Source organism: Dendronalium phyllosphericum CENA369 (genome assembly GCF_016056275.1).
Taxonomy (GTDB): Bacteria; Cyanobacteriota; Cyanobacteriia; order Cyanobacteriales; family Nostocaceae; genus Dendronalium; species Dendronalium phyllosphericum.
In genome coordinates, this window is record NZ_JAECZA010000062.1 from 1 (window position 1) to 25,361 (window position 25,361).

Here is a 25,361-nt window from a genome sequence, read left to right on the forward strand (position 1 = left end):
CCCACACATAAAATACTCCTCTGCCCCTCTGACTTGAAAAAGGGTGTGGGGTGTAGGGTGTGGGGTGTAGGGGAGGCAGTGCGTTGCGGAGGACAGTTGCGTGGGCGGGTTCCCCGATTTGAGCAAACTGTCCGTTGAGGTTCCCTCCGTTGTAGCAACTGCCGTGAAGAAACCTTTTTCATACATGGCGGTGAAACTTGTTTCATCGGGACTGCCTCCTGCAAACGCTGCTGGGCTTTTTTCACAGCTTGATGCGATTGCTTTATTTGTTCTTGTTGCCGTTGCTGAGATATGCTATCTGCATGGGTGCGGTAATAATAAAGTGGCTGAAAAATATGCTGCACTTTTGCTACTTCTGAAAGTCGCAGACATAAATCGTAATCTTCTACTGCTTCTAAAGATTCATCAATACCACCCGCTAAGTCGAACGCTTCCCGCCGAATTAGCCGAAAGTGAAATGTCATGAATTTATTTAACAGTTCTTCGCGGTTGTAAGGAACCAAACAACGATAGCCGTAGCTAAGAACTGTGTTGTTTGCATCAATATCTAGATAGTCGGTGTAAACCCAACCAATTTGCGGTTTGGTATCTAAAACTCCTGCGGTTTGCGCCAGTGCTGTCGGTGCGAGTAAATCGTCACTATCTACCCAACCAAGGTAAGGGGCGGTAGTTTGGGCGATCGCAGCTTTTAAAGCTAATACTCGCCCCAGATGTTCTGCTACAATAACCCGCACGCGGCGATCGCGCTTTTCATACTCGCGGGCTATTTCTGGCGAACGATCTGTAGAACCATCATCCCAAATCAGTAGCTCAAAATCACTCCGAGTTTGAGCCAAAATGCTTTCAATGGCAGCGTTCAGGTAACGCTCTCGATTGTAAACTGTGACGATCAAAGAAATTGTTGGCATCATCAAGATTTCACAAATAGAATTTAAATCACCCGTGACGACAGCGATGCTAAATAATTCTTAAACTTTTATCTTGGCATTTTCCCCTGCGGGTAGTCGTTACAGAGAACTCGTAAGAGTAGTTACTTTGTGTCTAATGTGGTTTTCTAAATAAAATTTACACTGTACTAACTAATATTTAAAACTATCTAAAATTTTTTAACTATTTTGCTGCATTTTGCCATCATAATAGCTGCTGTCATCGTTGAGATTTACAACCCCTTAAAAATATCTTGAATATTTTTTACTCACTCTTTTTAATTATTATGAAATACTTTTTAGCAGACACAATAAAATATCTGACATCAAATAATATCATAACCAATATATGCTTAACAATCAATATCGAGGCAAATAAAGTTAAAAAAAGCCGTTTAAGTTGGATACTAACTTGTACTTTTTTGATGGCTAATTGCATAGTACCCAAAATGGGGTTAGCGCAAGAAAAGTTAGAAATTCAAGATTTTGATTACTGGGCAAGTTTATGTAATTTGCTGGGAGAAGAAAATAAATCGCAAGAGGCGATCGCCGCTTGCAACCAAGCCATTGCTTTAAAACCAAAAGACCCAGAAATATGGATAGCACGAACTCAAGTGCTAATGAAACAAGCAAGGTATACAGAAGCTTTAGCTTCAGCCGATCGCACTCTCCGCCTCAATCCCAAATATTCTTTAGCTTTAGCACAGCAGTGTCAAGCATTATTCAACTTAGGAAAATACGCCCAAGCAATTGCAGCTTGCGATTTAGCACTGCGTTCGGATGAAAATTGGGGAAATAATACAGCAGTAATAGCATGGTATCATAAAGGTTTAGCACAAAATAAATTAGGACAATTTAACGAAGCGATCGCCTCCTTTAATCGTGCCTTAGCGATTAATCCGGAAAATTCTCTAGCTTTAGTTGCTAACTGCCAAGCTTTATCCAATGTAGGCAGATTTGTAGAAGCGATAACTGCTTGCGATTTAGCAATCAAAATTAATCAAAATTGGGGTGATAGTTCTCCAGCAATTGCATGGTATAGTAAAGGATTAGCACAAAAACAAAACTCACAAATAGAAGAAGCGATCGCCTCATTGAACCAAGCGATCGCCATTAATCCCCAAGATGCCGATATCTGGATCGAACACGGTAAATCTTTAATATTATTGGGCAAACCAGAACAAGCCAGCGTTTCTTATGACTTTGCTCTGAAACTGAGTCCTAATTATGCATTAGCATTGGCAAGTCAAAGTGTAGCCTTCAATAAATTAGGCAAATACAAAGAAGCACAAACAGCTAGCGAACAAGCATTACAAGGAGATAATCGCTGGGGTGATACAACAAGTCCCGCACTTGCTTGGGAACAACGGGGAATTGCCTTAGCAGGATTGGGAAATTATGAAGAAGGATTAGCATCTATAGATAGGGCGATCGCTTTAAATCCCAAATATGCCGAAGCTTGGAATAATCGTGCTACTACACAGTGGTATTTAGGCAGATATTCCGAAGCAATTGCTAGTAGCGATCGCGCTACAAAAATTAATCCTAATTATGCTCAAGCTTGGTTTAATAAAGGCAGAATTCTGAGAACATTAGAAAAATACCCCGAAGCACTAGCAGCTTACAACAAAGCATTAGAGAATACAACTAAATCGACTGAGAATTTACTATTAGCAAATATTTGGGCTAATCGCAGTGTAGTTTTGTGGCATCTAGCCAGAAATCAAGAAGCTTTAGTGTCTGCCGATCGCGCAATTAGTATTAATCCAGAATTATCGCAAGGCTGGTATAACCGGGGTATAGTGCTATTAGATTTAGCGCGATATGATGAGGCAATTATTGCATACAATCGCGCCAATAATTTAACTCCTAATAATGCTAATATATTAGCTGGCAAAGGAGTTGCCTTGCTAAAATTGGGTAAGTTTCAAGAAGCGATCGCTACATTTGATGAAACTTTAAAAATTGACCCCAAAAACTCTTTAGCACAAGCCAATCAAAGCATTGCTCAAAAACGTTTGCAAGAACAGTTACAACAAAAATCAAAGTAATAACACCAAGCAAACAGATAAGCTGTCGCGTATTTAATTTGCACATCTTTTTGTGTTGACTATTAACCGTCATGCAGTCAACAAATCTCAAAAGCACTCGTACAATTTAAAAGCGTAATAGCTGATAGTTAATAAATTTGTGTATCTATCAATACTCAACTAGTTCACAATAATGTGCATCTTTAGTTAGAGGTTTAGTACATTCATTACATGTTGTATATGAATTATGGCGTTCTCAATTGGTTTCAATACAGATATCTATCTTGGGGGTGCAAAGTTTTGCATCCCGACAATGTAACGAACACAATCGAGAATAGCTATGTGTGTCAGGAGTGAATATTGAGGAGTGAAACAAAATATTCTTCACTCCTCATATTAAAGTGGTGAGTAAGGAGTTATATCATAACCGGTAAATCCTTACAATTAAAAATTCTCCGCGTCCCCGCTTCTCTCCATCTCCCTTCGGGTGACGCTCCTGCGTCGCTAACGGCAGTTCGCAACCGACGGGAACCGCCCTTCGGGTGACGCTCCTGCTAACGCCACTTTGCCAGACGCTACGCGAACGAGCGTCTCCCTTTGGGAGAAGACTCGCTAACGCTGCGCTAACGACGCAAAGCGCCAAGACGGCAAGTGGACTCACCAGGACTGCGACTACCTCACCGCGTCACTCTCATCGTAACTATTTAGGCGGACATGATATTAGGAGGTAGAAGGCAAGAGGTAGGGGAAAAGGTTTAGATATTCCCTTTTTTTAGATGTTCTTTTACCCTCATCTAGTTATCGTTAATAACTTTTTGTAAACTTTTTAACAAATCATGTGATGTGTATGGCTTTAACATAAAATTTTTGATGTTATTACCTACAACTTTAATCATTTCATTATTGGAAGATAGACCGCTAACAGCAATAATCTTGACTTCTGGATTGATTTTTTTCAACACTTGGCTAGTAGTTAAACCATCCATATATGGCATCATCATATCAATTAACACAACACTAATTTCTTGTTGATATTTTGTATATAAAGCAATAGCTTCAATCCCATCACTAGCAACCAAAACCTGATAAGCGTTTTTTTCTAACGAGGTTTTAGTAATTTCAAGAATTGCATCTTCATCATCAACTACAAGAATTAATTCTCCATGTCCTACAGGTAATTTTTCATAGTCTTTAACTGTCTCTTCTGTAGTTTCTTTGGCAATTATCTGTGTAATAGGTAGACATACTTGAAATTCCGTTCCTTTTTCAAGTTCGCTAACTACATTCACAAATCCATTGTGGCTTTTAATGATACCCATAACAGTTGAAAGACCAAGCCCCGTACCTTGACCAACTTCTTTAGTTGTAAAAAATGGTTCAAAAATTCTATCTACTATTTCCTTAGAAATTCCTGCACCTGTATCGGAAACACAAATCATCACATAGGAACCAACTTTAGCATCAATATTCATGCGCGCATATTGGCTATCCACCCAAAAATTCCTTGCAGAAATTCTCAGGATACCGCCATTAGGCATGGCATCACGAGCATTAATGCAAAGATTCATCAACACTTGATGTAGTTGAGTGGCATCACCAGAGATATTCCAAAGGTTTCGTTTGGGAGTTTTGACGTGGATTTCAATATTTTTGGGAAATGTTTGTTTAATAATATTTTCTATTTCGGAAATTAAATCTTTCACTTGTAAAGTTGTAAAACGGTCTTGAACTTTTTGTGAAAACCACAGCACTTGTTTGACTAACTCTGCTGCTCGTTTAATGTTGGTTTCCATAATCGACAGCCATTTTTGGCTTTTATCGTCAGTAATTTTTTTTTCGATCAGTTGAACTGACATCATTATTGGTGTCAGTGCATTGTTGAGGTCGTGGGCAATACCACTTGCTAGAGTACCAAGACTCTCCATGCGTTGAGCGCGAAGAAATTGGGCTTCTAGTTGTTTTTTTTCTGTAATGTTTGAGTTAACAACTAAGATGGATTTCGGTTTTCCTCGCTCGTCGTATACTAATGTCCAGCGACTAGCAACAATAATCTCCTGACCTTGTTTTATGACTTGATATAACTCACCTTGCCACGAACCAAATTCAGCCACAGTTTTTTGAATATTTTTCAATTTTGCTAAAGTTTCTTGAGAATACAAAAGTTGATTGGTATTTTTTCCCACTGCTTCTTCTTTTGTCCAACCGTATAAACATTCAGCACCTTGATTCCAAAATTGAATTTGGTTATCTAAATCTTGCACAAGAATCGCATCTTTTGTGATATCGAGCAAAGCAGCTTGTTCGCGAATTTTTTGTTCTGCTTGCTTGCGTTCAAAAATTTCTATCTCTAAACGCTCATTTTGTTCTGTAAGTTTTTTTGTCAGATTTCGCAAACGCAGATGGATGTTGACACGCGCTAAAACTTCTTCATGTTCTAGTGGTTTCGTAATATAGTCTACTGCCCCAAGATTCAAACCTTTGACTTTATCTACTTTATCGTCAAGGGCAGTTAAAAAAATTATGGGTATGTCTTTGGTAGATTGATTGTTTTTCAAGCAACGACAGGTTTGAAAACCATCAATTTCTGGCATTAATATATCTAATAAAATTAAGTCAGGTAATGCACATTCAGCCATTTAAATTGCACTTTCTCCATCTTCGGCTACAAGAACCTTAAAGTTGGCATTTTCTAAAACATTGAATAATACTTCTAAATTAATTGGAGTATCATCGACGATTAAGATGACACCTTCTTCGCTTGTATTAAAATTCATTGTTGCCTCTTATTTGTCGAAATTTTAAATTAAATAAGCGATCGCCTCAACGCCCCCATCTTTTTGCTATCAGCTAGGCAGTCTTTTGGTTTAGCCGTTCTCACTTCATCACTCACAAGTCCGGCTCCTATTTGATTGAGTAAATAACATTTTCTGCTAATTTTGTGAAAACTGAACGAATGAAGTAAATGAAAGTAAAAATTGTTAATTAAAAGTAAGCTAACTCCAAACAATATCTATAGCTCAAAACTACCGCTTGTTGAGAAAATAGTGCAATGTGCTAGAAACAACTATCTATTTTACAAACATTCCGGGGTATGGTGTATAGGGAATATTCCTTTTTTCATGCATAATAATGAATTTTTTTCATCGGGCGATCGCTAGCAGTTTATTTTTACATCTTTGTACCTTGCTTGAAGACACTAAAGTAGGCAAAAATTCAAGTTCTCATGGCAAAATTATCGGAATTAACACCAATTTTCTCAAATCTGGCAACATGTTAAAACTTGGAACCTCTGATTACATCTAGGTGTCTTGACAATGGGTGTGGGGAGATAGCACTAACAAAAGCTGGGGAAGCTAGAGAGGATGGGGATATAAGGAGCGTAGAAGATATGAGTAAAAAAAGATATCAATTCTAGTTCTTCCCGCTTTGTCTCTTTGCCTCGTCAATTGCCATAGCAATAATTTGGTGAATTAATACAAGTACTGGAAAATGGGAATTCTAACCTAGGGCCACTATACTAACAGCCACCCAAGTAATCCAAAATCTCAAATTGGTTTGTATGCTGGAATTGGCCTTGTTAACCCATGTGCTCGTTAGTGCTAGTAGTTTGCCTGCAACATCCAGCAAGTAATAAGTGAAACCAACCACATGACTAAAACTCCCAATCGAGAACATCATCTCAAATCCGCCACCTCTAAGCGTTTGTGGTTGCTGGTGTTGACTCGCGGTGGCATTGCTTTAGGCGGAATTTTTCTGGTTGGACTAACAGTCGCTAGTTGGCGGTTGCGGACTTTTGTGCAAAAAGAGTTAACGCCGTTAGCTCAAAAAAGCCTTACAACTACACTCAACCGTCCGGTAAGCTTGGGAAAAGTCACAGGATTTTCTCTCACAGGAGTAAACTTTGCAGCTTCAGCTATTCCAGCAACACCAAAAGACCCAGACCGAGTCGTGGTCGATGCTGTAGAAGTAGGTTTTAACCCATTGCAATTAATCTTTCAGCGTCAGTTAAAGCTAGATGTAACTCTAGTCAATCCCGACGTTTACATTGAACAGGACGAACAAGATCGCTGGATTACCGTTAGCATAGCCTCCGGTGGTGAAGAAGGGCCAATTAAAACCGATTTAGATAAACTGCATTTCCGTAATGGCAAGCTGACACTAGTAGGGCAGAAGAGAGTATTGGGAGTAGAGGGAGTAGGGGAGCAGGGGAGTAAAGAAAGCTTCTGCCTCTTCCCCTACTCAGCACTCAGCACTCAGCACTCAGCACTCACAACTCAGCACTCACGCCTCACCTGTGTCATTTTCTCAACTTAGCGGCACTGCCCAACTCTTGGAGAATAACCAGAAGATCAAATTTGATGTCCAGGGACAAGCAGACAGTGGTGGCAATGTTTCTATCCAAGGAGAGACACTTGCCAAGGTAATAGCAGGCACTTTTCAGTTACGAGGACAGGGTTTACTAGCTGCTGATGTTACCCGCATTGTCAAGTTACCTCTGGAGTTACAGGCGGGTCGAGTTAATGGTGACTTACAAATTCAACAGGGAGTAGAACAGAAACCCTTGTTATTTGGTAGCACTGACCTGCAAGCAGTAACAATTCAAGTTCCTCGCTTACAACAAACGCTAAATAAGACTCAAGGAAACCTGCGCTTTCAAGGAACGGAAATCCAGCTAGATGGTCTGACTACCAACTACGGTAAAGTTCCTCTAGTGGCTACGGGAATCATCGATACTGAAGCTGGCTTTAGGTTAGCAGGGCATGTGAAAGCTGTAAGTGTAGCAGATGCGAAGGAAACTCTCAACCTAAAACTGCCTGTACCTGTAAGCGGTCAACTACAAGCTGATGTGCGGCTGGTTGGTTCGGCTATTAACCCAATTCTTTCAGGTACAGTTGCTACTACCAAGCCTGCGCGAATTGACAAAGTTGATTTTAAGAGCGTCAGCGGTGATTTTGAGTTTGCTACTAGTAAATCCTTAGTGACCTTGAGAGATATTCAGGGTGTAGCAAAAGTTGGCGGAGAAATTACAGGCGGTGGCACAATTCAGGTGGGGGATACCCCGCGACTAAATTTGAATTTCGCAGCCAAGAATGTTCCTGGTAATGCGATCGCTCAACTCTACGATACAACACCTGGCTTTCAAATCGGCACTGTCTCCGGTACAGCCCAAATGACTGGCAATGCTGATGATGTCAAAACTGTGGTACAGTGGCAGGCTCCCAGAGCCACTTATCCCGGCACTGGCGAGGTAGTTGTCAACTCAAATCGCACCGTTTCTTTCCGCAATGTGGCTCTCAACTTCGGCGGTGGCGTAGTCAGAGCATCTGGCAGTTATGCTAACGAGCGCTGGCAAGCTGTTGCCCAAGCTTCTGGCATTGAATTGGAACCTTTTGTCGATAAAAGTCAACTACAAAATGTCTCTTTAGCAGGGGCAAATTTCAACGGTCGTCTAATTCTCTCAGGCACGACAGCCCCATTTCAAGTTGCTAGCATTCGGACTGAAGGTGCAGGGGTACAAATTGCTGGCGGCACAGTTGCGGTTTCTCAGATCAAACTGCAAGACCAAAGCTTTTCCGCTCAATTAGTCGCTAATGGTGTGCGGCTGGGACGGATATTGAAACAGATTCCTCCAGCTTTTGGCGGGCCGTTGGCGGGTACGTTCCAAATCGCAGGTAACAGAGAGAATTTTAGCCTTAAGACTCTGCGCGGTACTGGTGAGGGACGGCTTCAGGTCGCTGGGGGCACAGTCACAGCCAAAAATATCCAACTGGCTGATGGTGTATATCAGGCACAAGTATTAGCAAATAATCTGGCTGTGCGAGAATTGGCAACAACTCCGGCGCAATTTCGCGGCAGGTTAACCGGTCAATTTCAGGTAGCAGGGTCAGTTGAATCGTTCCAACCCCAAGCAATTCAAGCCAGCGGTCAAGCACGGGTGAATGTTGCAGGTGGCACAATTACAGCTGCTAACATCCAACTAGCTAACGGTCGCTATCAGGCACAAGTGCAAGCTAATAATGTACCTTTGCAACAGTTGGCAGCAGTACCCCCTCAGTTTCAAGGAGCGTTAAACGGTCAATTAAACGTTGCTGGTTCGGTGGAATCGTTGCAACCGCAGTCAATTCAAGCTAGCGGTCAAGCACGAGTGAATGTTGCAGGTGGCGCGATTACAGCCTCTAACATCCAAATAGCTAACGGTCGCTATCAAGCAGCGGTTGATGCTGCGGGTGTGGAATTAAATCGGTTAAATCAGCAATTGAAGGGTCAGTTTGGTGGAAAATTGCAAGTGGCTGGTACTCTAGGAAATAATGTACTAGCCGATTTGCAGGCTGCTGGTCAGGTGCAGTTATCCCAGGGTCTAGCTGGAATTGAGCGACCCTTAACTGCCACAGTTGCTTGGAATGGCGAGAAGCTGACAATTAACCAAGCTACTGCCCCAGGTTTAAGTGTGAATGGTGACATATTAGCCAATGCTAAAGGAGCAGGTATACCGGAAATTACCCAGTTCAATCTCAACGTCCAAGCGCAGAATTACAATCTGCAACAGTTACCGATTAATTTGCCTAATCAAGTTGCTTTGGCGGGGAAAGTAGATTTTAACGGTCGAGTTACTGGTAAACTCCCCTTACCAAATGTCACAGGACAAATAAATTTACGAGATTTGGTCGTACAAGGCTTGGCTTTTGAGCCATTGTTACGGGGAAACATTGTCTCAGCACAAGGACAAGGTTTGAATTTAGACTTGGCTGGGACTAGCGATCGCCTAGCCTTTAACTTAGATGGCAATAATCGTCCAAAATCTTTCCTAGTGAAGTGGAAGCAGGCAGTAGCCATCGGTAACGCTAAAGGAAATGATTTAGCGCTCAACCTTAGCAACTTCCCCTTGCAAGTATTAAATTTAACTCCGCCGCCAAATCTGCGTTTGGGTGGCGGTCAAATAGCTGGTTTGTTAAACGGAGATTTGCAAGTTAATCAGCAGACATTAGCAACTAGTGGCAATTTAGCGATCGCCGGGCCGAAAATTGGCCGCTTGCAAGGCGATCGCTTGGCAGCTCAATTCAGTTATGGTAATAATCAAGCCACAATTACTAGTAGCGAATTTGTCAAAGGTAACAGTCGCTACGCCTTTGCTGGGAATGTCGGACAAACTTCTAAAGGCCCGCAACTACAAGGTAAACTTAACGTCCAGCAAGGAAATATCCAAGATATTCTGACAGTAGCGCAGATATATGAAATACAAGATTTCCAACGCGGTGCAGCACAACCAAGCTACGGCACAGCCGCAGACTTGACCACCAACCCCGTAGGCTTACAGAAACAGCCTTTACTCAATCAAATCAAGCGCTTTTATGAAATTCAGGCACTTTTAGCAGCACAGGAACAACAACGTCTCGATTCTAGTTTTGTGCCAGATTTAGCAGACCTGCAAGGAACTTTCAGCGGAGAAGTTGCCGTAGATACTGCCGCAGCTGACGGACTGGCAGTGCAATTTGATTTAAATGGTCAAAACTTTGCCTGGGGCAAAGAAGACGAACCAACTCGTTATTATAAAGCTAACAAAATAATTGCTGAAGGCAGTTTTGAAAAAGGCGTTTTGAAGTTGCGACCTTTCCGAATTGAGTCTGAAAATAGCCTGCTTGCCTTCAGCGGTAACATTGGCGGTAACGAGCAATCTGGTCAATTGCGAGTGAATAATTTTCCCATACAATTATTAAATAATTTTGTTGACCTGCCAGTTGACATCACAGGCAATCTCAACGGTTCGGCAGCTTTAGCGGGTAGCATTGCCAATCCCCAAGCTAGAGGCGAATTGCAAATTACCCAAGGAACGCTAAATCAAAAGCCAATCGAGTCAGCAACGACAAGTTTCAGTTATAACAATGGACGGTTGAACTTTGGCAGTAATGTCTCAGTTGCCGGGCCAGAACCCGTTAACATTAGTGGCAGTATTCCCTATCAGTTACCTTTTGCTTCTGTAGCACCAGATAATAATCAAATCAGTCTAGATGTGAAAGTGAGAAATGAGGGATTGGCACTTTTAAATCTGTTGACTCAACAAGTGGCATTTGAAAAAGGTGAAGGAGAAGTAGACCTCAAGCTAAGGGGAACCAGACAGCGACCAGAGGTAGAGGGAATTGCCACTGTTAAGGATGCCACTTTTTCAGCTCCAGCTTTGCCAGGAAAGGTGAGACGTGTCACAGGCAAGGTGAATTTTAATTTAGACCGGATATTAGTAGAAAATCTTCAAGGTAGGTTTAGCCGAGGTCAGGTAGAGGCTGCGGGAGCAATTCCCATCTTCAATAATGGCGAAGCGAATATCGACAATCCCCTGACTGTGAAAGCCGGCGAACTCACCTTGAATCTCAAAGGACTTTATCAAGGAGGAGCTAGCGGTAACTTAGTAATTACTGGTTCTGCCCTTAACCCCCTAGTTGGCGGTAAAGTGAATTTGTTTAATGGTAAGGTGTTGCTAGCAGAATCTACCGAATCTAATCAACCTGCTAATAACAGTGTTAACTTATCACTTACCAAAGCTAATAAGCAGACTAAAACTGATAACGGGGATGCGATCGCCAAGTTTAACGATTTACAAATAGAGTTAGGCAAAAACGTAGAAGTTATCCGTCCGCCGATTCTCAGCTTCCAAGCAGCTGGCAACCTCACAGTTAACGGCTCATTTGCCGATCCCATACCCGATGGCACTATCAAGCTCAAGCAAGGTGGAGTTAATTTGTTTACTACTCAATTTAAGCTTGTGCGTGGCTATAAAAATACAGCAACTTTTAGAGCTAATCAACCCCGCGACCCCATTTTAGATGTAAAACTGTTCGCTAAAGTATTGGATGTAATTCAAAATAGTGACTTCAGCCGCACAACTACCGCCGGCTTAGGAGCCTTAGAAAGCGTGCGAGTCGAAGCCTCTGTCACGGGGGCCGCCAGCAAACTAGACGAAAATCTGGAATTAACAAGCAGTCCCTCACGCAGCGAAACAGAAATTGTCGCTTTGTTGGGAGGTGGGTTTGTAGATACTGAAGGACGCGGCGATAGTACTTTAGGTTTAATTAACATCGCAGGTTCGGCTGTATTTAATAACTTTCAATCAGCTTTTAACCAAATTGGTAATGCTTTTGGCTTAAGTGAATTTCGGATATTTCCCACCGTCATTTCTGATAATCCCGAAGCGGGAAAGAGCGTTTCAACTTTGGAATTAGCAGCAGAAGCTGGCATTGATATTTCTACCAAATTTTCCATTTCTAGTATCAAGATTTTGACAGCAAGTGACCCTTTCCAATGGGGTATTAATTACCGAATCAATAATGAATTTCGCGTGCGGGCTTCCACCAATTTAGACGATGACAGTCGTGCAGTAGTGGAGTATCAAAAACGATTTTAAAAAGGCAGGAGGCAGGAGGCATAAAAGATGAGGGTGATGAGGGAGCAGGGGGAGAAAATTACAACTGACAACTGATATCATGTCCGGTAAATAACTTACAATTAAAAATTCCCCGCGTCACCGCGTCTCCCCATCTCCGCGTCACTTTTATCGTAACTATTTAGGCGGACATGATATGATTCCTAACTCAGCACTTTGCTGTAAATAGCCTCTTCCCGATATCAAACAGTGATATTATTATCTTCTTGCTGATTAATAACTAATCGCAAAACAGATAGTCCTAAAATTATTAAAAATAATACTAATCCAATTGTGCAAGCATAGCTAATTTCCAAATTACTAAACGCTTGCTCGTATAAATAATAAACAATTGTTTTTGAGCTATTCAGCGGCCCGCCTTGAGTCATAATGTATACTTCTTCAAATACCTTCGTGGCAGAAATAGCTGAAATCACTGCTACGAGTGCGAGATAAGGCTTCATTAAGGGTACGGTAATATCCCAGTGTTTGCGAATACCATCTGAACCATCAATTGCCGCAGCTTCATACACATCAACGGGAATTGATTGCAAACCTGCTAAATAAATCACCATATAGTAGCCCAGCCCCTTCCACACAGTTACAGCCATGACACTAGCGAGAGAAATTGGCACAATGCCAAAAAGTTTGGCAGGGCTTGTTAACCAGGGAATGCCTTCTGGGAAAAGACCTAAAGTTTTGAGAAATTGGTTGAGTAAGCCGTTATCTGCATATAACCATTTCCAAGCTATCCCCGCAACTACCATGGAAATCACTACTGGCGTATAATATGCAGACCTAAACCAATTCATTCCTCGGAGTTTCTGATTTACCAAAATTGCCAGCCCTAGAGGAGCCATGACTAAAATCGGTACGACACCTACAAGATATAAAAAAGTGTTTTCTAAAGTTTGCCAAAAAACTACATCTTTCCACAAACGTAGGAAGTTAGTAGTACCTATCCATTGCGGTGGCTGGGTAATATTTTCGTAGCTGGTAAAGCTGAGATAAAACGCTTGTAGTGCCGGCCAAAAGACGGTTAACCCCAAAATTATCAAAGCAGGTAGCAAAAATAAATAAGGAGTCAGTCGCTGTTTGATAAGTATCCAATCTTTAGGGGTCAATTGATTCATGGGGTCTAGTGAGAGTTGAATTGGCCGCTTGGTTCCCCGCCCGCAATGAATACAAGCTGGAAAAACTAATTAATACTACAACATGTGCCATTGATGTGCGTAGGCGTAGTCCGCAGGCATCGCTCACCATGAATAGCACGCTCGTGTAGCGAAAGTGTGCGTTTAACTACAGCAACCCGATCTGACTTTTCACGGTATGTGGACGTATGAGCGAGGGTGTGGGGTGTGGGGTGTGGGGTGTAGTCAGGCTTCTTGTTTTCCCTATACCCTACACCCTACCCCCTACCCCCAGCCTTAACGAGGGTTTGAGGACTTCCCGTGAAAAGTCAGCAACCCAATGAGAATGGCGATCGCCAAATTCCAGAGGTTAGCAAATTGCGACGATAAATTATAGTCACTGAGGATTCACCTCAGGGAAGATTTTTTATATCCATCATTTTTATCTATCGTTTAAAAAAAAAAGAATATTTGCTCCTATCGGATAGACCGCTTACATTAAAAGACATCAGGAGAAACACAGACACAAACAAAGCCCAGAGGTGTGAGATGAATACATTAAAAAAAGTATCGTCCAACAAAGTTGATGCCAAAGCTGTTCCAAACCTTCACATTGTAGAACGAGAACCGCAAAACATTTCCACTGAAGAATTAACTTCCGGACAGCACCTTGCCGATAAACTTGCATCTCATGTGGGTTCTTGGAAATTTCTCATTTGCCAAAGCACTGTTTTGGCAGGGTGGGTTGGGATGAACTTGATGCCTGGGGTTCCCCACTGGGATGAATCACCATTCATCATGCTTAACTTAGTGTTTTCATTTGCTTCAGCTTACACAGCCCCCATTGTCTTGATGAGTCAGAACCGCCAGTCTGATACCGATCGCAGAAACGCCGAAATTGACCACCAAGTGAATCTGAGAGCTGGACAAAACATTGAACTACTTCATGAAAAATTAGAGAGCTTGCACGCTCAACAGCTCAACGAACTGACTCAAATTGTCAAAGAACAACAGCGAATTATCAACGAGCTGAGAGTAACTTTAGTACCCACTTCTAAAGAGACTAAAGAAGTTAAAGTGAGCCTATTACCAGGACTCCACGTCCAAACTAACGCTAAATTCCTTAAGGAAACTTCTACTAACAAACCTTTCACAGTTGACCAACCATTAAAAGACGATAACAAAGTTGTTGAGAAGCTGATACGTTAAAAAGAGTGAGCCACAAATGCTTTTTTTCATCGCCCCAATAGCAAGAGAGCCTGAAGTTACTTTACTCGATACATTTAAAGGTTGAACTCTAGACTCTCCCATGCTTGAGCGTAAAAGTACTTTTAGGATTTTGATAAAAAAGAATTTTGCTTTGATTAAGTAGGTTTATAAAGTGTAATTCTAATTTTTGCACTTAATCCCAAGCGGGCAAAGCCTATCAGTTGAATTGGAGATGCTAGACCTCCACGCTTGGTTAAGTAGCAGTTTCCCAAATATTTACAGATATTAACCAGACGCTAGCCCAGACTACACCAACATGAAGATTGAGGAGACATAGACAATGAACGAACTCATCACTGCAATCCCTACCGGAATCACAGCTTTTACAGCCACAAACTTGGATGATTTGGTCATCCTGACGCTGTTATTCTCTCAGGTGAATGCAACTTTCCGTCATCACCACATTGTGATTGGTCAGTACTTGGGCTTTTGTACTCTGGTCATTGCTAGCCTAGTCGGTTTTCTAGGGGGCTTGGTATTGCCATCCCAGTGGATTGGTCTTCTGGGTTTAGTACCTATCACTATTGGGCTAAATCGCCTGCTGAATCCTGAAAGCGATTCATCGTCTGAGACACAGCCGGAAACTGAGTTGTCTAATTGCTCTACCTGGGCAAGTTTTCTCTCTCCCCAAGCTTATAGCGTGGCGGCTATTACTATCGCCAATGGCAGTGATAATGTGAGTATCTATATGCCATTATTTGCTAATACTGCTCTTCCTAGTTTGCTAGCGATCGTTGGAATCTTCCTATTGCTAGTTGGTGTTTGGTGCTATCTGACATATAAATTTGCTTGCCAGCCTGCGATCGCCAATCTACTTAGCCGCTACGGCAATAATTTTGTGCCTTTTGTGTTGATTGGCTTAGGTATTTTTATTATCCTAGACAGTGCCTCACTAACTCCAATTCTTTTAGCAGCTAGCTGCCTCTGTTTAACAGGAATCGTTAAATTGTATGGAATTAATGGACAAGCAGCAACATCCTCAAACGTTGATTTTCCGGGGTAATCGTTAAACAATCTTTGTGAGACTTTTGAGCGATAAATTTCTCGCAATTAATCAAAGTCACTGTCTCATTTAGAAACGTTTCTAAACTAAAAATATTGTGTACTTGTCACAAGGATAACAATCATGAAACTATTCAAATCTGCTTTAGTTGCTTTAATCCTGCTGTTGAATTTAGCAATTGCTCAACCTTCTTGGGCAGATAGACCAAACCTAACTACTAGTACTGACTACACTGAAGTCTCGCAAGCGATTGATAACCTATTGCAGATAAAAAATACACCCGATGAAACTGAATATACACCAGAAGAAATTGAGCAAAAACTGGGCGACTTGAAGCTCCAAAAATATATCTTAGAAACAGCACAAAACTGGGCACAGTGCCGCAATGAAACTGGAAAAACCCTAGCTGTTTATGCTCATAAACCTAAAAAAGTACTGCAAGGAAATAACCTCTACTTCTTAGGAAATGGTAAGATTACAGAGGATGAATGGGACTGCGATGGTATTTACTTACCAACTGGTACTAAAGTAGCTGGTATAGCTGGCGTGGAAGAACTAGCAGAACCTTTAGCTATCAAAGTTGTGGATGGAACTCAGCTAATAGCGAAAACAAATCCAGAAACAGGTGCTATTGAATTTAATGTTCCCCCTGCTAAAACAATCAAAGTAGGTGATGTCAGCTTGTCGATTCCTAACTTGTCCCAAGCCGAAATTGATGCAGCAGCCCCCAATGCACCGATTGAAGATTAAATAAAACAGAATTCAAAAGTTAGAAACCAGAATACAGAATTTAAAATTCTGTATTCTTTTTTTTTAGAATTTTTTACACCGCAGAAATGGCACATACTTGTAAGCCAACTGGAGTATGAATAATCACTGATTCTACGCCAAAAACTTGAGCGATCGCCTGTGGTGTCAAAACTTCTTCAGGGGTACCAACTTCCCAAAGCTGACCCTGTTTTAATAAGGCAATACGCGAACTATATCGCGCTGCTAAATTTAGTTCGTGTAACACTGTGACAATAGTTAATTCCTGCTGCTGATTTAAGTCTTTGAGTAGTTCCAAGAGTTGCAGTTGATAGTTGATATCTAAAAAAGTTGTGGGTTCATCTAATAGTAAAACTTTTGGTTCTTGCGCCAGTGCTAAAGCTAAAAAAGCGCGCTGTCTTTCACCACCTGAGAGTTGTTCGACCAAGCGATCGCTTAATTTTTCTAATTGCGTTTTTCCGATCGCAGCTTCAACTTTTTGCCAATCTTCAGCAGTTAATTCCCATTGCCACCAGGGTTGATGCGGTGTGCGTCCTAAACTGACTAATTGTCGCACCGTTAAGCCTACGGGAATCGTTTGTTGTTGCGGTAAAAGTGCTAGTTTCTGTGCAACTAAATTTGGGGGTTGAGAGTGAATTGCTTTACCATCGAGTAGTACAGTTCCTCGCTGCGGGGAGAGAATACGACTTAGCAACTTGAGTAATGTAGACTTCCCAGAACCATTAGCACCGACTAAACTTAACCATTCTCCTGTTTGCAGAGTGAGGTTAATATCTTGGACAATTGGCACGGTTGTGTAACCGCCAGTAAGATTTTGCAATTCCAGTGGCATTTTTAACAATTAAAAATTCAAAATTAAAAAACTAACTCTTGTACAGACGCGATTAATCGCGTCTCTTACAATTTACCGAATCCCGCAGAACGACGATAAAGCAACCAGATAAATAAGGGCGAACCTAGCAAAGCAGTAACAGAACCTACTGGTAGTTCTACCGCTCCCAATCTAGAAAGTAAATCTGCAAAAGTGAGCAACCAAGCACCTGCAAGCGCTGACAGTGGCAAAACAAAGCGGTGATCTGTACCAACGATGAGGCGGACACCGTGAGGGACAACAAGACCGACAAATCCAATTAAACCACTGATGCTCACTGCACCTGCGGCTAATAAAGTGGCGACACCACCAATTAAAAGACGCGATCGCGTTAACGAAACTCCCAAACCCACAGCTAAATCATCTCCCAAAGCCAGCACGTTCACCGATCGCGCCAGCGACCATCCCCCTAGCAATGCAACGATAAGATAAGGCCCGGCTGTAGAAACTTCTTTCCAACCCCGTCCGTTCAGGCTACCAACCAGCCAACTCAGGGCAATTTGAATTTGACCGTCTTCTGCTAGTAAAAGTAATGTACTCTGTACTGCGCCTAATAAAGAACTGACGGCTACTCCGCCTAAAATCAACCGTTCAATGGAAACTCCCGAACCTGCACGACCGAGCAAAATGACTATGGCTGAAGTCAAAATTGCTCCTATCCACGCTGCTAAAGGTATTGCTATGGGAAATATTTGCAAAACTATCATTAGGATAACAATCAGTCCTGCACCAGCTGAAATACCCAAAATAAAAGGGTCAGCCAAACTATTACGTAACATTCCTTGTAACAGTGCGCCTGACATTCCCAAAGCTGCACCAACAATCAGAGCAGCGGTAATCCTAGGGAGACGTAAATCCCAGAGAATTGTCTGTTTGATGGGATCGCCTTTGTGGAGAAGTGCTTGCCATAATTCAGCAACACTTAAGGGTACTGCACCTTGAGATAAGGAAAGCGCCAGGGTTACTACTAGCGCTGTACCAAAGAGTAAAATCGCCCAGAATATACGGTGTTTGGTAAAAATTGTCTGCAATTGCCTAGTCACATCACGTAAATTGAAAACTGATTTTTTTCAAAAATCAAATAGGAGTCCTATAGATTTACTTTTATATCATCAATAGATTATTTCCTAATATTAAATATTGATATAAGTTAGATTTATTATATTTAAATTTAATCTAAATATAATAAATCTAATACTAAATATAAAAAAGAAAAATATTTATTTGATACACAAATATATTTTAATAAATACATGTGTGAGTTTCATTGGATACTTTGAAATTCATATAGATATTTAATGGGAAGTGTGAGGAAATACAGTGAAAATCGGTCTAATACTAACTTCTATTAATGGAGTAACTTTACTATACCTACTCGCAGGATTGTCTCCTGTTTGGGCAATACCTGCTGTTAATGATGCCCAATATAATACTGAAAGTTTAAAAGTATCTGAAAAAACACTTGATTTTAATACTCAAGCTCTTGACAAAACAAGCAATAATAATTTCAAAACCTTCTCTATCAACGAGAAAGTTATTGCATCAACAGATACCAGCAGTAAACAAGATTCACTTATTGTAAATGAAAATCGACAAACTAGTGAATTAGCACTAAATATTTCTGGTGATTCTTCGTCTCAAACTACTTCAAAGTCTTCACAGTTATCTTTGGGAGCAAACACCATTGCCCAAGTCACATCTGTATCGCAACTATCGGATGTGCAGCCTACAGATTGGGCTTTCCAAGCCTTACAATCTTTAGTTGAGCGTTACGGTTGTATTGCTGGCTACCCTAACAGCACTTATCGGGGTAATCGTGCCTTGACTCGCTATGAATTTGCCGCTGGTTTGAATGCTTGTTTAGATAGAGTCAACGAGTTAATTGCCACAGCAACTTCTGAATTGGTAACAAAGCAAGATTTAGCCACTTTGCAAAAGCTGCAAGAAGAATTTGCTGCTGAATTAGCAACGCTGCGGGGTCGGGTAGATGCTTTAGAAACTCGCACGGCTGAATTAGAAGCAAATCAATTTTCTACAACTACCAAACTCAGTGGAGAAGCAATTATCGCAGCCATTGGTGCGACAGGAGGCGCGCCAGGTAGGGATAACCCTAACATTATCTTGACAAACCGAGTCCGGTTAAATCTCAACACCAGCTTCACAGGCAAAGATTTACTCATCACCGGATTGCAAGCTTATAATTTCTTGGGTGGTGTCGATGGAAGTGGTAGCCTGCAAGAGAGTTTGGGATTAGCATCACCAATACTCAGTGCTAGCAGCGCTCGCACCAGCTTTGAACCTCAATTTCCTGGGGTCGATCCTAAAACTTTGTCAGGTATAGGTGCAAACTCTCTTCAACTTTACAAACTGCTTTACATCTTTCCCGTCGCTGATAAATTAACGTTGTTTGCTGGAACTGCTGCTGAAGTCTCGGATGCTTTTCCAACCATCACGCCTTTTTATGGCGAAGGACAAGAGGCGATTTCTCGCTTTGCTAGTTTGAATCCTGTAGTACGTGTCTCTGGCGGTACTTCGGGTTCTGGACTAGCATCTGCTGCTGGCTTTATTTTCCAAATTTCCAAGCAACTAGATTTGAGAGCTTTATACGGCAGTGTTAATGCCAACATTCCTCAACGAGGTGCTGACATTCTACCAGGAGTTTCTGGCACACCTTTGGGATCTGGTGTATTTGGCGGTAGTAGTGTCGTAGCAGCTCAATTGACTTTTAAACCAAGCAGTTCCATAGATATTGGTCTGAACTATGCCAATAGTTATCACGAAATAAATATCTTAGGTACGGGATTAACCAGCAGTGACATTGGTTCTTTGATAGGCCCAGGACTCGATCTAGGTACGCCTGTAAAACTCAACTCTGTTGGTGGCACTGTTACTTGGCGTTTTTCCCAAAAAATTGCCTTATCTGGCTATGGCGCGGCATTTTTTGTTGACGATTCTTCTGGTGCTGTTGATGCTTCAACTACCTTCACCAGTTGGATGGCAGGTATTCATTTCAACGATTTATTTCACCAGGGAAACAACGCCGGGATCATTTTTGGACAACCGCTATATCGCAGCGATGCCAGTGGTGCAGCTCAACTTGCGCCTGATGGGGCTAATAGAGCAGTTCCCTACCACTTAGAGGCTTACTACCGTTTTCGGGTAAATGACAATATCAGCATTACCCCAGGTGCATTTGTCCTGTTTAATCCTGAAGGTGACAGCAATAACGACACAACAACTGTAGGCGTACTTCGTACTACTTTTACGTTCTAAATTAGGTAGGAAGACGCGATTAATCGCGTCTCTACAAGAATTATTATTCTCCCCCTACTCCCTTATCTCCCCCTGCTTCCCCTACTCTCACTTCCGCCGCTCTTGCAACTTGCGATACACGGCTTTTAAATCAACTTGATGGTGCGCTAAAGCAACCAGTGTATGGTAAAATAAGTCCGCAACTTCGCCTGCGATCGCATCCGCTTCATCGTCCTTAAAAGCCATTACTACCTCAGCGGTTTCTTCACCTATTTTCTTTAAAATCTTGTTATCACCGCCAGCCAATAACTTACAGGTGTAAGAACTTTCTGTGGGACGATCGCGGCGATCGCATATTATTTGAAATAATTGCGACAACGTATCTCCTGGTGGGGGGACAATTTTTTCTTCTATTTGATGAAAACAACTGCGTTCGCCAGTATGACAAGCAATATCTCCTACTTGCTCTACCCCAATTAATAGTGCATCACTATCGCAGTCATAACGAATGCTTTGTACTTTCTGAATATGTCCCGATGTCGCTCCTTTATGCCATAATTCTTGCCGGGAACGACTCCAAAAAACAGTTTCTTTAGTTTCTAAAGTCTTTTGCAAGGATTCCCGGTTCATCCATGCCATCATCAAAACAGTGCCATCTAAATAATCTTGAATAATTGCTGGCACTAAACCCCGTTCGTCGTAGCGAATTTTCTCAACAGGGATGGATTGGTGCAATGAATGGGAGTCAGTGGAAAACATACCAGCTAATTTGTTCTCATAAGAGCGCTCATTTCACGATACCATTGTGAATAGGACAGCTGGTATGATTTTTCCAAACAAACTTATTATCTACTACAGTGCTTCTGAAATAAAAATGCGCTAAAAAACAGCGTGCAAACCTTAAATACAAAGTTTTTAACTTTTAATTCCGCCAACCCTATTAGCTCAAAACAAGAGCCTTTCTATCCATAGCTGACTGCATTTTAACAGCACTTAAAGCGACTTGATGAGCCTTCGATGCTTCACCATACCAATGAATAGCCGAGTTAAAAGCTGCACGGTAAAGATCCTGGTATGCCTCAGATAATCGAGTGCGAATTTCTAAAGGCAAGTCTTCATTAGACTGATATAACATTTTATTATTTTTTGGTTGCTATTATTTTATACGATAAAAGTTTTGAGCAGTTTTTGACCCTATCCTAAGATAGAGCTTTAGATATAGCTTTTTGATTGCCCACTATCAGGAGAGAGCCTTGGTAAATACCACGATTAAAACAACAAAATCACAAGAAATTTTCACTGCTGCCCAAAATCTCATGCCGGGAGGAGTCAGTTCTCCGGTTCGTGCTTTCAAATCCGTCGGCGGACAACCGATAGTTTTCGATCGCGTTAATGGCGCGTACATTTGGGATGTCGATGGCAACCAATACATTGACTATGTAGGCACTTGGGGCCCAGCCATCTGCGGTCATGCCCATCCAGAAGTGATTGCGGCATTACATGAAGCCTTGGAAAAAGGTACTAGTTTCGGCGCTCCCTCAGTCCTAGAAAATATCCTGGCAGAAATGGTCATTGATGCCGTTCCTAGCATCGAAATGGTCAGATTTGTCAACTCTGGAACTGAAGCTTGTATGGCAGTTTTGCGCCTGATGCGAGCTTTTACCCAACGCGAGAAAGTCATCAAGTTTGAAGGCTGCTACCACGGTCACGCTGACATGTTCCTCGTGAAAGCAGGCTCTGGTGTGGCCACACTCGGTTTACCCGATTCGCCGGGAGTGCCTAAAGCAGCAACTAGCAGCACACTAACTGCGCCTTTCAATGATTTAGAAGCTGTCAAAGCTTTGTTTGAGGAAAACCGCGATGAAATTGCTGGTGTGATTCTAGAGCCAGTTGTCGGTAACGCCGGGTTTATTACTCCCGATGCGGGTTTTCTAGAAGGGTTACGGGAACTTACCCAAGAGCATGGCGCATTATTGGTGTTTGACGAGGTAATGACTGGCTTCCGCATTGCCTACGGTGGCGCTCAAGAAAAATTTGGTGTTACTCCCGATTTGACAACTTTAGGCAAGGTAATTGGTGGCGGCTTACCAGTAGGAGCCTATGGCGGACGGCGGGATATTATGTCAATGATTGCCCCGGCTGGCCCTGTATATCAAGCTGGGACACTTTCAGGTAATCCTTTAGCAATGACTGCTGGTATTAAGACGCTGGAATTACTGCAAAAGCCCGGTACTTACGACTATCTTGACCGAATTACTCAAAAGCTTGCTGACGGTTTATTGCAAATCGCTCAAGAAACTGGTCATGCTGCTTGTGGCGGTCATATCAGCGCCATGTTTGGCTTATTCTTCACTGCTGGCCCCGTTCATAACTACGAAGATGCCAAAAAATCGGATACAGCTAAATTTGGCCGTTTCCATCGCGGTATGTTAGAGCGCGGTGTTTACTTAGCACCTTCTCAGTTTGAGGCTGGATTTACTTCTTTGGCTCATACTGATGAAGATATTGAGCAAACATTAGCAGTTGCACGCGATGTCCTGTCTAGCCTCTAGGTGTAAGCAAGAAGGCTTCGCTGTGTAAAGGAAAAGGGACTGGGGATTAGGGATTGGGGAGCCAGTCGTGTGCGGGGGTTCCCCCCGTTGAGCGAACTGGCGTGATTGGGTGTCAAATCGCTCATATTATGGAATTCTGCTTTGACCCCTCCCAAATTTTGTCACAATTTCCCAGTACCCAGTACCCAGTACCCAGTACCACGACGGGAGCGTTCCTAGAGCCACCAACATAAATGTATGGTGGGGGACTCCGACGCTCCCAAAGCAAAGAACTATTCCTTATAACCTTTTCCCCATTTTGCCTACTCCCCGATCTTTTTAGGCTTTTTTGTAATTCTTAATCATTAGTTGAACTTTTCCTCACTTATTCCACAGACTTTCCACAGATATTTCAGCTGTTTTCCACAGATGCTCTACAAGTTAATAGGCTTTTGTTGACTTACTGGGGATTTCGTCATCACAGTGCCCAGAATTCTTATTTACTGAGTTTTGATTAAGTAACGTAACAAAAAAATAGCTGTAAAGTTGATTCTGTCGTAAATATTTATTTTTTCTATAGTTATGTTTAATATTTTGCAATATTGACAAACCTACCCCCTTTCAGCGCACAATAATTCCGCAGGCTTTTGCAGTCGATTCAACCGATAGCACTAAATGTATAAATTTACTTAAGTGTGATGAAAAATTGGTGGATAGGCGAAAAGTTATTTGTCCTTATTGATTTGCTCAATAGAAGCAAAATCTCATGAACGCAACAGTTAACATTTTTACCGAGCTTCCCGAAACACTGCATGAATGTCTAAAGAACTACTTAGAACAGCATCCCGATTGGGATGAGCAACGAGTATTGACGGCAGCGATCGCACTGTTTTTGTTGCAAAATGCAGATGGCGATCGCCGTGTTGCCCAAGTTTATTTAGAAACTTTGTTTCATCGCTGCTAACAACACATAACATTTAGGGCGACAAAGAAAGTGGTCTTCGGGATCTGAGAAACGGTTTTCAATTATCTACAATACGTATTTAGATAGTCAGGAATCAGGAGCTAAAATAAACATATCTCCTGAATTCTGACTGCTTTAAATATTTATCTGAGTATTATACTTTGTTGCTGAATCGGATTTGCATTTTACTATTATTCGTCATCTTTGAATGAATGTCTATTTATCTAAAATTTGATTACTCAAACAAAACATCTGAACTATGCGACTTCTCTTAGTTGAAGATGAACCAGATTTAGGGACAGCAATCAAAGAAGTACTGCATCACGAGGCGTATGTAGTTGACTGGTTTCTAGATGGTACTCAGGCATGGCAGTATCTAGAGACTGGCTGTACTGAGTACACAGTAGCAATTTTTGATTGGATGCTACCAGGAATCTCAGGAGTAGAGTTGTGCAAAAAAATACGAGCTTTTAAAGGAGGGGTTTCTGTCGATCAAGGCACTTCGCAAACGCCAAATAATTCTTTGCCAATATTAATGTTGACAGCCAAAGATCGGATGGAAGAAAAAATTATTGGGTTAGATAGCGGTGCAGATGACTATTTGGTAAAGCCTTTTGATATGCCAGAATTGTTAGCAAGATTGCGAGCATTACAACGGCGATGTCCTCAAATTCAATCCCGCTATCTTCAAGTAGGTAATCTTACCCTCAACTACAGCACTCACGAAGTAATTCGTCAGTATCCCAATGGCAACAAACTGGTAAACTCGTTAACCATCAAAGAATTTCAATTGCTGGAATACTTGATGAAGCATCATAACCATATTGTCACTCGCAACCAACTGATCGATCGGCTTTGGGAAATTGGCGCAGAACCTATGAGTAATGTAGTGGCAGCACAAATTCGTTTACTCAGACGTAAACTAGGAGAAAATAACAGCGAGTCTGCGATTGAAACTATCTATGGTGTAGGGTATCGCCTGAAAGTTTAAAAGAGTATAAAATCTATATTCACAAAGAGGTAGAAGGGATGGGGAGCACAAAGGAAACCCTATAGATAAATAATAAGCATTGAACAACAAATGCATTGTTGAATTGGGCTTCGTCTCCTAAAACAAATGTTGCTTTTTCTCCTATAGATAAATCCTCTTTCTTGTATCCTTTTGCTCTACAGTATGCCAATTCTTTCCCCTCCGCCCCTCCGCC

General features: G+C 41.8%; 20 protein-coding genes. 11 read left to right on the top strand and 9 right to left on the bottom strand.

The features are described 5' to 3' along the window. Positions 1-911: glycosyltransferase (locus tag I8752_RS14620; protein WP_214433047.1), on the bottom strand; the 911-nt coding region annotated here is incomplete at its 3' end. Positions 912-1,351: 440 nt separating this feature from the next. On the opposite strand from I8752_RS14620, the gene I8752_RS14625 reads away from it, so the two are divergent. Continuing rightward, complete coding sequence (locus I8752_RS14625) at positions 1,352-2,977, top strand: tetratricopeptide repeat protein (protein WP_225895664.1); 1,626 nt, start codon at positions 1,352-1,354, stop codon at positions 2,975-2,977. 773 nt (positions 2,978-3,750) lie between these two features. On the opposite strand, the gene I8752_RS14630 is transcribed toward I8752_RS14625, so the two are convergent. Next, positions 3,751-5,592, bottom strand: coding sequence for a response regulator (locus I8752_RS14630; protein ID WP_225895665.1), 1,842 nt, complete (start codon positions 5,590-5,592; stop codon positions 3,751-3,753). Further along, positions 5,593-5,730: a response regulator gene (locus I8752_RS37350; RefSeq protein ID WP_225895666.1), complete on the bottom strand. Its 138-nt coding sequence runs from the start codon at positions 5,728-5,730 to the stop codon at positions 5,593-5,595. Between the two features lie 355 nt (positions 5,731-6,085). On the opposite strand from I8752_RS37350, the gene I8752_RS14635 reads away from it, so the two are divergent. The 3 genes from I8752_RS14635 to I8752_RS14645 all read left to right on the top strand — a co-directional run bounded on the left by I8752_RS14635 (position 6,086) and on the right by I8752_RS14645 (position 12,350). Next, complete coding sequence (locus tag I8752_RS14635) at positions 6,086-6,259, top strand: hypothetical protein (RefSeq protein WP_214433049.1); 174 nt, start codon at positions 6,086-6,088, stop codon at positions 6,257-6,259. Between the two features lie 345 nt (positions 6,260-6,604). Continuing rightward, the gene (locus I8752_RS14640; protein ID WP_214433050.1) at positions 6,605-7,270 is read left to right on the top strand and encodes an AsmA family protein; all 666 of its coding nucleotides are present in this window, start codon (positions 6,605-6,607) and stop codon (positions 7,268-7,270) included. Then, positions 7,251-12,350, top strand: coding sequence for a translocation/assembly module TamB domain-containing protein (locus I8752_RS14645; protein ID WP_318780852.1), 5,100 nt, complete (start codon positions 7,251-7,253; stop codon positions 12,348-12,350). The genes I8752_RS14640 and I8752_RS14645 overlap by 20 nt, the downstream gene beginning before the upstream one ends. Positions 12,351-12,571: 221 nt before the next feature. Here the strand turns inward: I8752_RS14645 and I8752_RS14650 are convergent, their stop codons facing one another. Then, the gene (locus I8752_RS14650) at positions 12,572-13,501 is read right to left on the bottom strand and encodes a carbohydrate ABC transporter permease (RefSeq protein WP_214433051.1); all 930 of its coding nucleotides are present in this window, start codon (positions 13,499-13,501) and stop codon (positions 12,572-12,574) included. Between the two features lie 546 nt (positions 13,502-14,047). On the opposite strand from I8752_RS14650, the gene I8752_RS14655 reads away from it, so the two are divergent. The 3 genes from I8752_RS14655 (at position 14,048) to I8752_RS14665 (ending at position 16,520) form a co-directional block, all read left to right on the top strand. Beyond that, a complete protein-coding gene (locus I8752_RS14655) occupies positions 14,048-14,707 on the top strand; it encodes a DUF1003 domain-containing protein (protein WP_214433052.1) in 660 nt (219 codons plus the stop codon). A 340-nt stretch (positions 14,708-15,047) separates the two neighbouring features. Then, the gene (locus tag I8752_RS14660; protein ID WP_214433053.1) at positions 15,048-15,770 is read left to right on the top strand and encodes a cadmium resistance transporter; all 723 of its coding nucleotides are present in this window, start codon (positions 15,048-15,050) and stop codon (positions 15,768-15,770) included. A 123-nt stretch (positions 15,771-15,893) separates the two neighbouring features. Continuing rightward, positions 15,894-16,520, top strand: a complete 627-nt coding sequence (locus I8752_RS14665; RefSeq protein WP_214433054.1) for a hypothetical protein — start codon at positions 15,894-15,896, stop codon at positions 16,518-16,520. A 73-nt stretch (positions 16,521-16,593) separates the two neighbouring features. Here the strand turns inward: I8752_RS14665 and I8752_RS14670 are convergent, their stop codons facing one another. Both I8752_RS14670 and I8752_RS14675 read right to left on the bottom strand, forming a co-directional pair. Then, a complete protein-coding gene (locus tag I8752_RS14670; RefSeq protein WP_214433055.1) occupies positions 16,594-17,370 on the bottom strand; it encodes an ABC transporter ATP-binding protein in 777 nt (258 codons plus the stop codon). A 65-nt stretch (positions 17,371-17,435) separates the two neighbouring features. Continuing rightward, positions 17,436-18,440 carry a FecCD family ABC transporter permease gene (locus I8752_RS14675; RefSeq protein ID WP_214433063.1) on the bottom strand — a complete coding sequence of 335 codons (1,005 nt, stop codon included), beginning with the start codon at positions 18,438-18,440 and terminating at the stop codon, positions 17,436-17,438. Between the two features lie 289 nt (positions 18,441-18,729). Here I8752_RS14675 and I8752_RS14680 point away from each other — a divergent pair, with 289 nt between their 5' ends. Beyond that, positions 18,730-20,682, top strand: a complete 1,953-nt coding sequence (locus tag I8752_RS14680) for an iron uptake porin (protein ID WP_318780853.1) — start codon at positions 18,730-18,732, stop codon at positions 20,680-20,682. An 87-nt stretch (positions 20,683-20,769) separates the two neighbouring features. Here the strand turns inward: I8752_RS14680 and hisIE are convergent, their stop codons facing one another. Both hisIE and I8752_RS14690 read right to left on the bottom strand, forming a co-directional pair. Beyond that, positions 20,770-21,420 (bottom strand): bifunctional phosphoribosyl-AMP cyclohydrolase/phosphoribosyl-ATP diphosphatase HisIE, encoded by a 651-nt coding sequence (gene hisIE / locus I8752_RS14685; RefSeq protein WP_214433056.1) that lies wholly within the window; start codon positions 21,418-21,420, stop codon positions 20,770-20,772. Between the two features lie 181 nt (positions 21,421-21,601). Continuing rightward, complete coding sequence (locus tag I8752_RS14690) at positions 21,602-21,796, bottom strand: ChaB family protein (RefSeq protein WP_214433057.1); 195 nt, start codon at positions 21,794-21,796, stop codon at positions 21,602-21,604. A gap of 118 nt (positions 21,797-21,914) precedes the next feature. Here I8752_RS14690 and hemL point away from each other — a divergent pair, with 118 nt between their 5' ends. The 3 genes from hemL to rppA all read left to right on the top strand — a co-directional run bounded on the left by hemL (position 21,915) and on the right by rppA (position 25,147). After that, positions 21,915-23,213 (top strand): glutamate-1-semialdehyde 2,1-aminomutase, encoded by a 1,299-nt coding sequence (gene hemL, locus I8752_RS14695; protein WP_214433058.1) that lies wholly within the window; start codon positions 21,915-21,917, stop codon positions 23,211-23,213. A 745-nt stretch (positions 23,214-23,958) separates the two neighbouring features. Further along, positions 23,959-24,156, top strand: a complete 198-nt coding sequence (locus tag I8752_RS14700) for a DUF2811 domain-containing protein (protein WP_214433059.1) — start codon at positions 23,959-23,961, stop codon at positions 24,154-24,156. A gap of 259 nt (positions 24,157-24,415) precedes the next feature. Next, on the top strand, positions 24,416-25,147 hold the full coding sequence (gene rppA / locus I8752_RS14705; RefSeq protein WP_214433060.1) for a two-component system response regulator RppA: 732 nt from the start codon (positions 24,416-24,418) through the stop codon (positions 25,145-25,147). A 19-nt stretch (positions 25,148-25,166) separates the two neighbouring features. On the opposite strand, the gene I8752_RS14710 is transcribed toward rppA, so the two are convergent. Continuing rightward, on the bottom strand, positions 25,167-25,361 hold a 195-nt coding region (locus tag I8752_RS14710; RefSeq protein ID WP_214433061.1), incomplete at its 5' end, for a hypothetical protein.

Bases quoted from the DNA above. Each gene is read 5' to 3' on its own strand.
- I8752_RS14625 (WP_225895664.1), top strand. From the start codon at position 1,352: ATGGCTAATTGCATAGTACCCAAAATGGGGTTAGCGCAAGAAAAGTTA.
- I8752_RS14630 (WP_225895665.1), bottom strand. From the start codon at position 5,592: ATGGCTGAATGTGCATTACCTGACTTAATTTTATTAGATATATTAATG.
- I8752_RS37350 (WP_225895666.1), bottom strand. From the start codon at position 5,730: ATGAATTTTAATACAAGCGAAGAAGGTGTCATCTTAATCGTCGATGAT.
- I8752_RS14635 (WP_214433049.1), top strand. From the start codon at position 6,086: ATGAATTTTTTTCATCGGGCGATCGCTAGCAGTTTATTTTTACATCTT.
- I8752_RS14640 (WP_214433050.1), top strand. From the start codon at position 6,605: ATGACTAAAACTCCCAATCGAGAACATCATCTCAAATCCGCCACCTCT.
- I8752_RS14650 (WP_214433051.1), bottom strand. From the start codon at position 13,501: ATGAATCAATTGACCCCTAAAGATTGGATACTTATCAAACAGCGACTG.
- I8752_RS14655 (WP_214433052.1), top strand. From the start codon at position 14,048: ATGAATACATTAAAAAAAGTATCGTCCAACAAAGTTGATGCCAAAGCT.
- I8752_RS14660 (WP_214433053.1), top strand. From the start codon at position 15,048: ATGAACGAACTCATCACTGCAATCCCTACCGGAATCACAGCTTTTACA.
- I8752_RS14665 (WP_214433054.1), top strand. From the start codon at position 15,894: ATGAAACTATTCAAATCTGCTTTAGTTGCTTTAATCCTGCTGTTGAAT.
- I8752_RS14670 (WP_214433055.1), bottom strand. From the start codon at position 17,370: ATGCCACTGGAATTGCAAAATCTTACTGGCGGTTACACAACCGTGCCA.
- hisIE (WP_214433056.1), bottom strand. From the start codon at position 21,420: ATGTTTTCCACTGACTCCCATTCATTGCACCAATCCATCCCTGTTGAG.
- I8752_RS14690 (WP_214433057.1), bottom strand. From the start codon at position 21,796: ATGTTATATCAGTCTAATGAAGACTTGCCTTTAGAAATTCGCACTCGA.
- I8752_RS14700 (WP_214433059.1), top strand. From the start codon at position 23,959: ATGAACGCAACAGTTAACATTTTTACCGAGCTTCCCGAAACACTGCAT.
- rppA (WP_214433060.1), top strand. From the start codon at position 24,416: ATGCGACTTCTCTTAGTTGAAGATGAACCAGATTTAGGGACAGCAATC.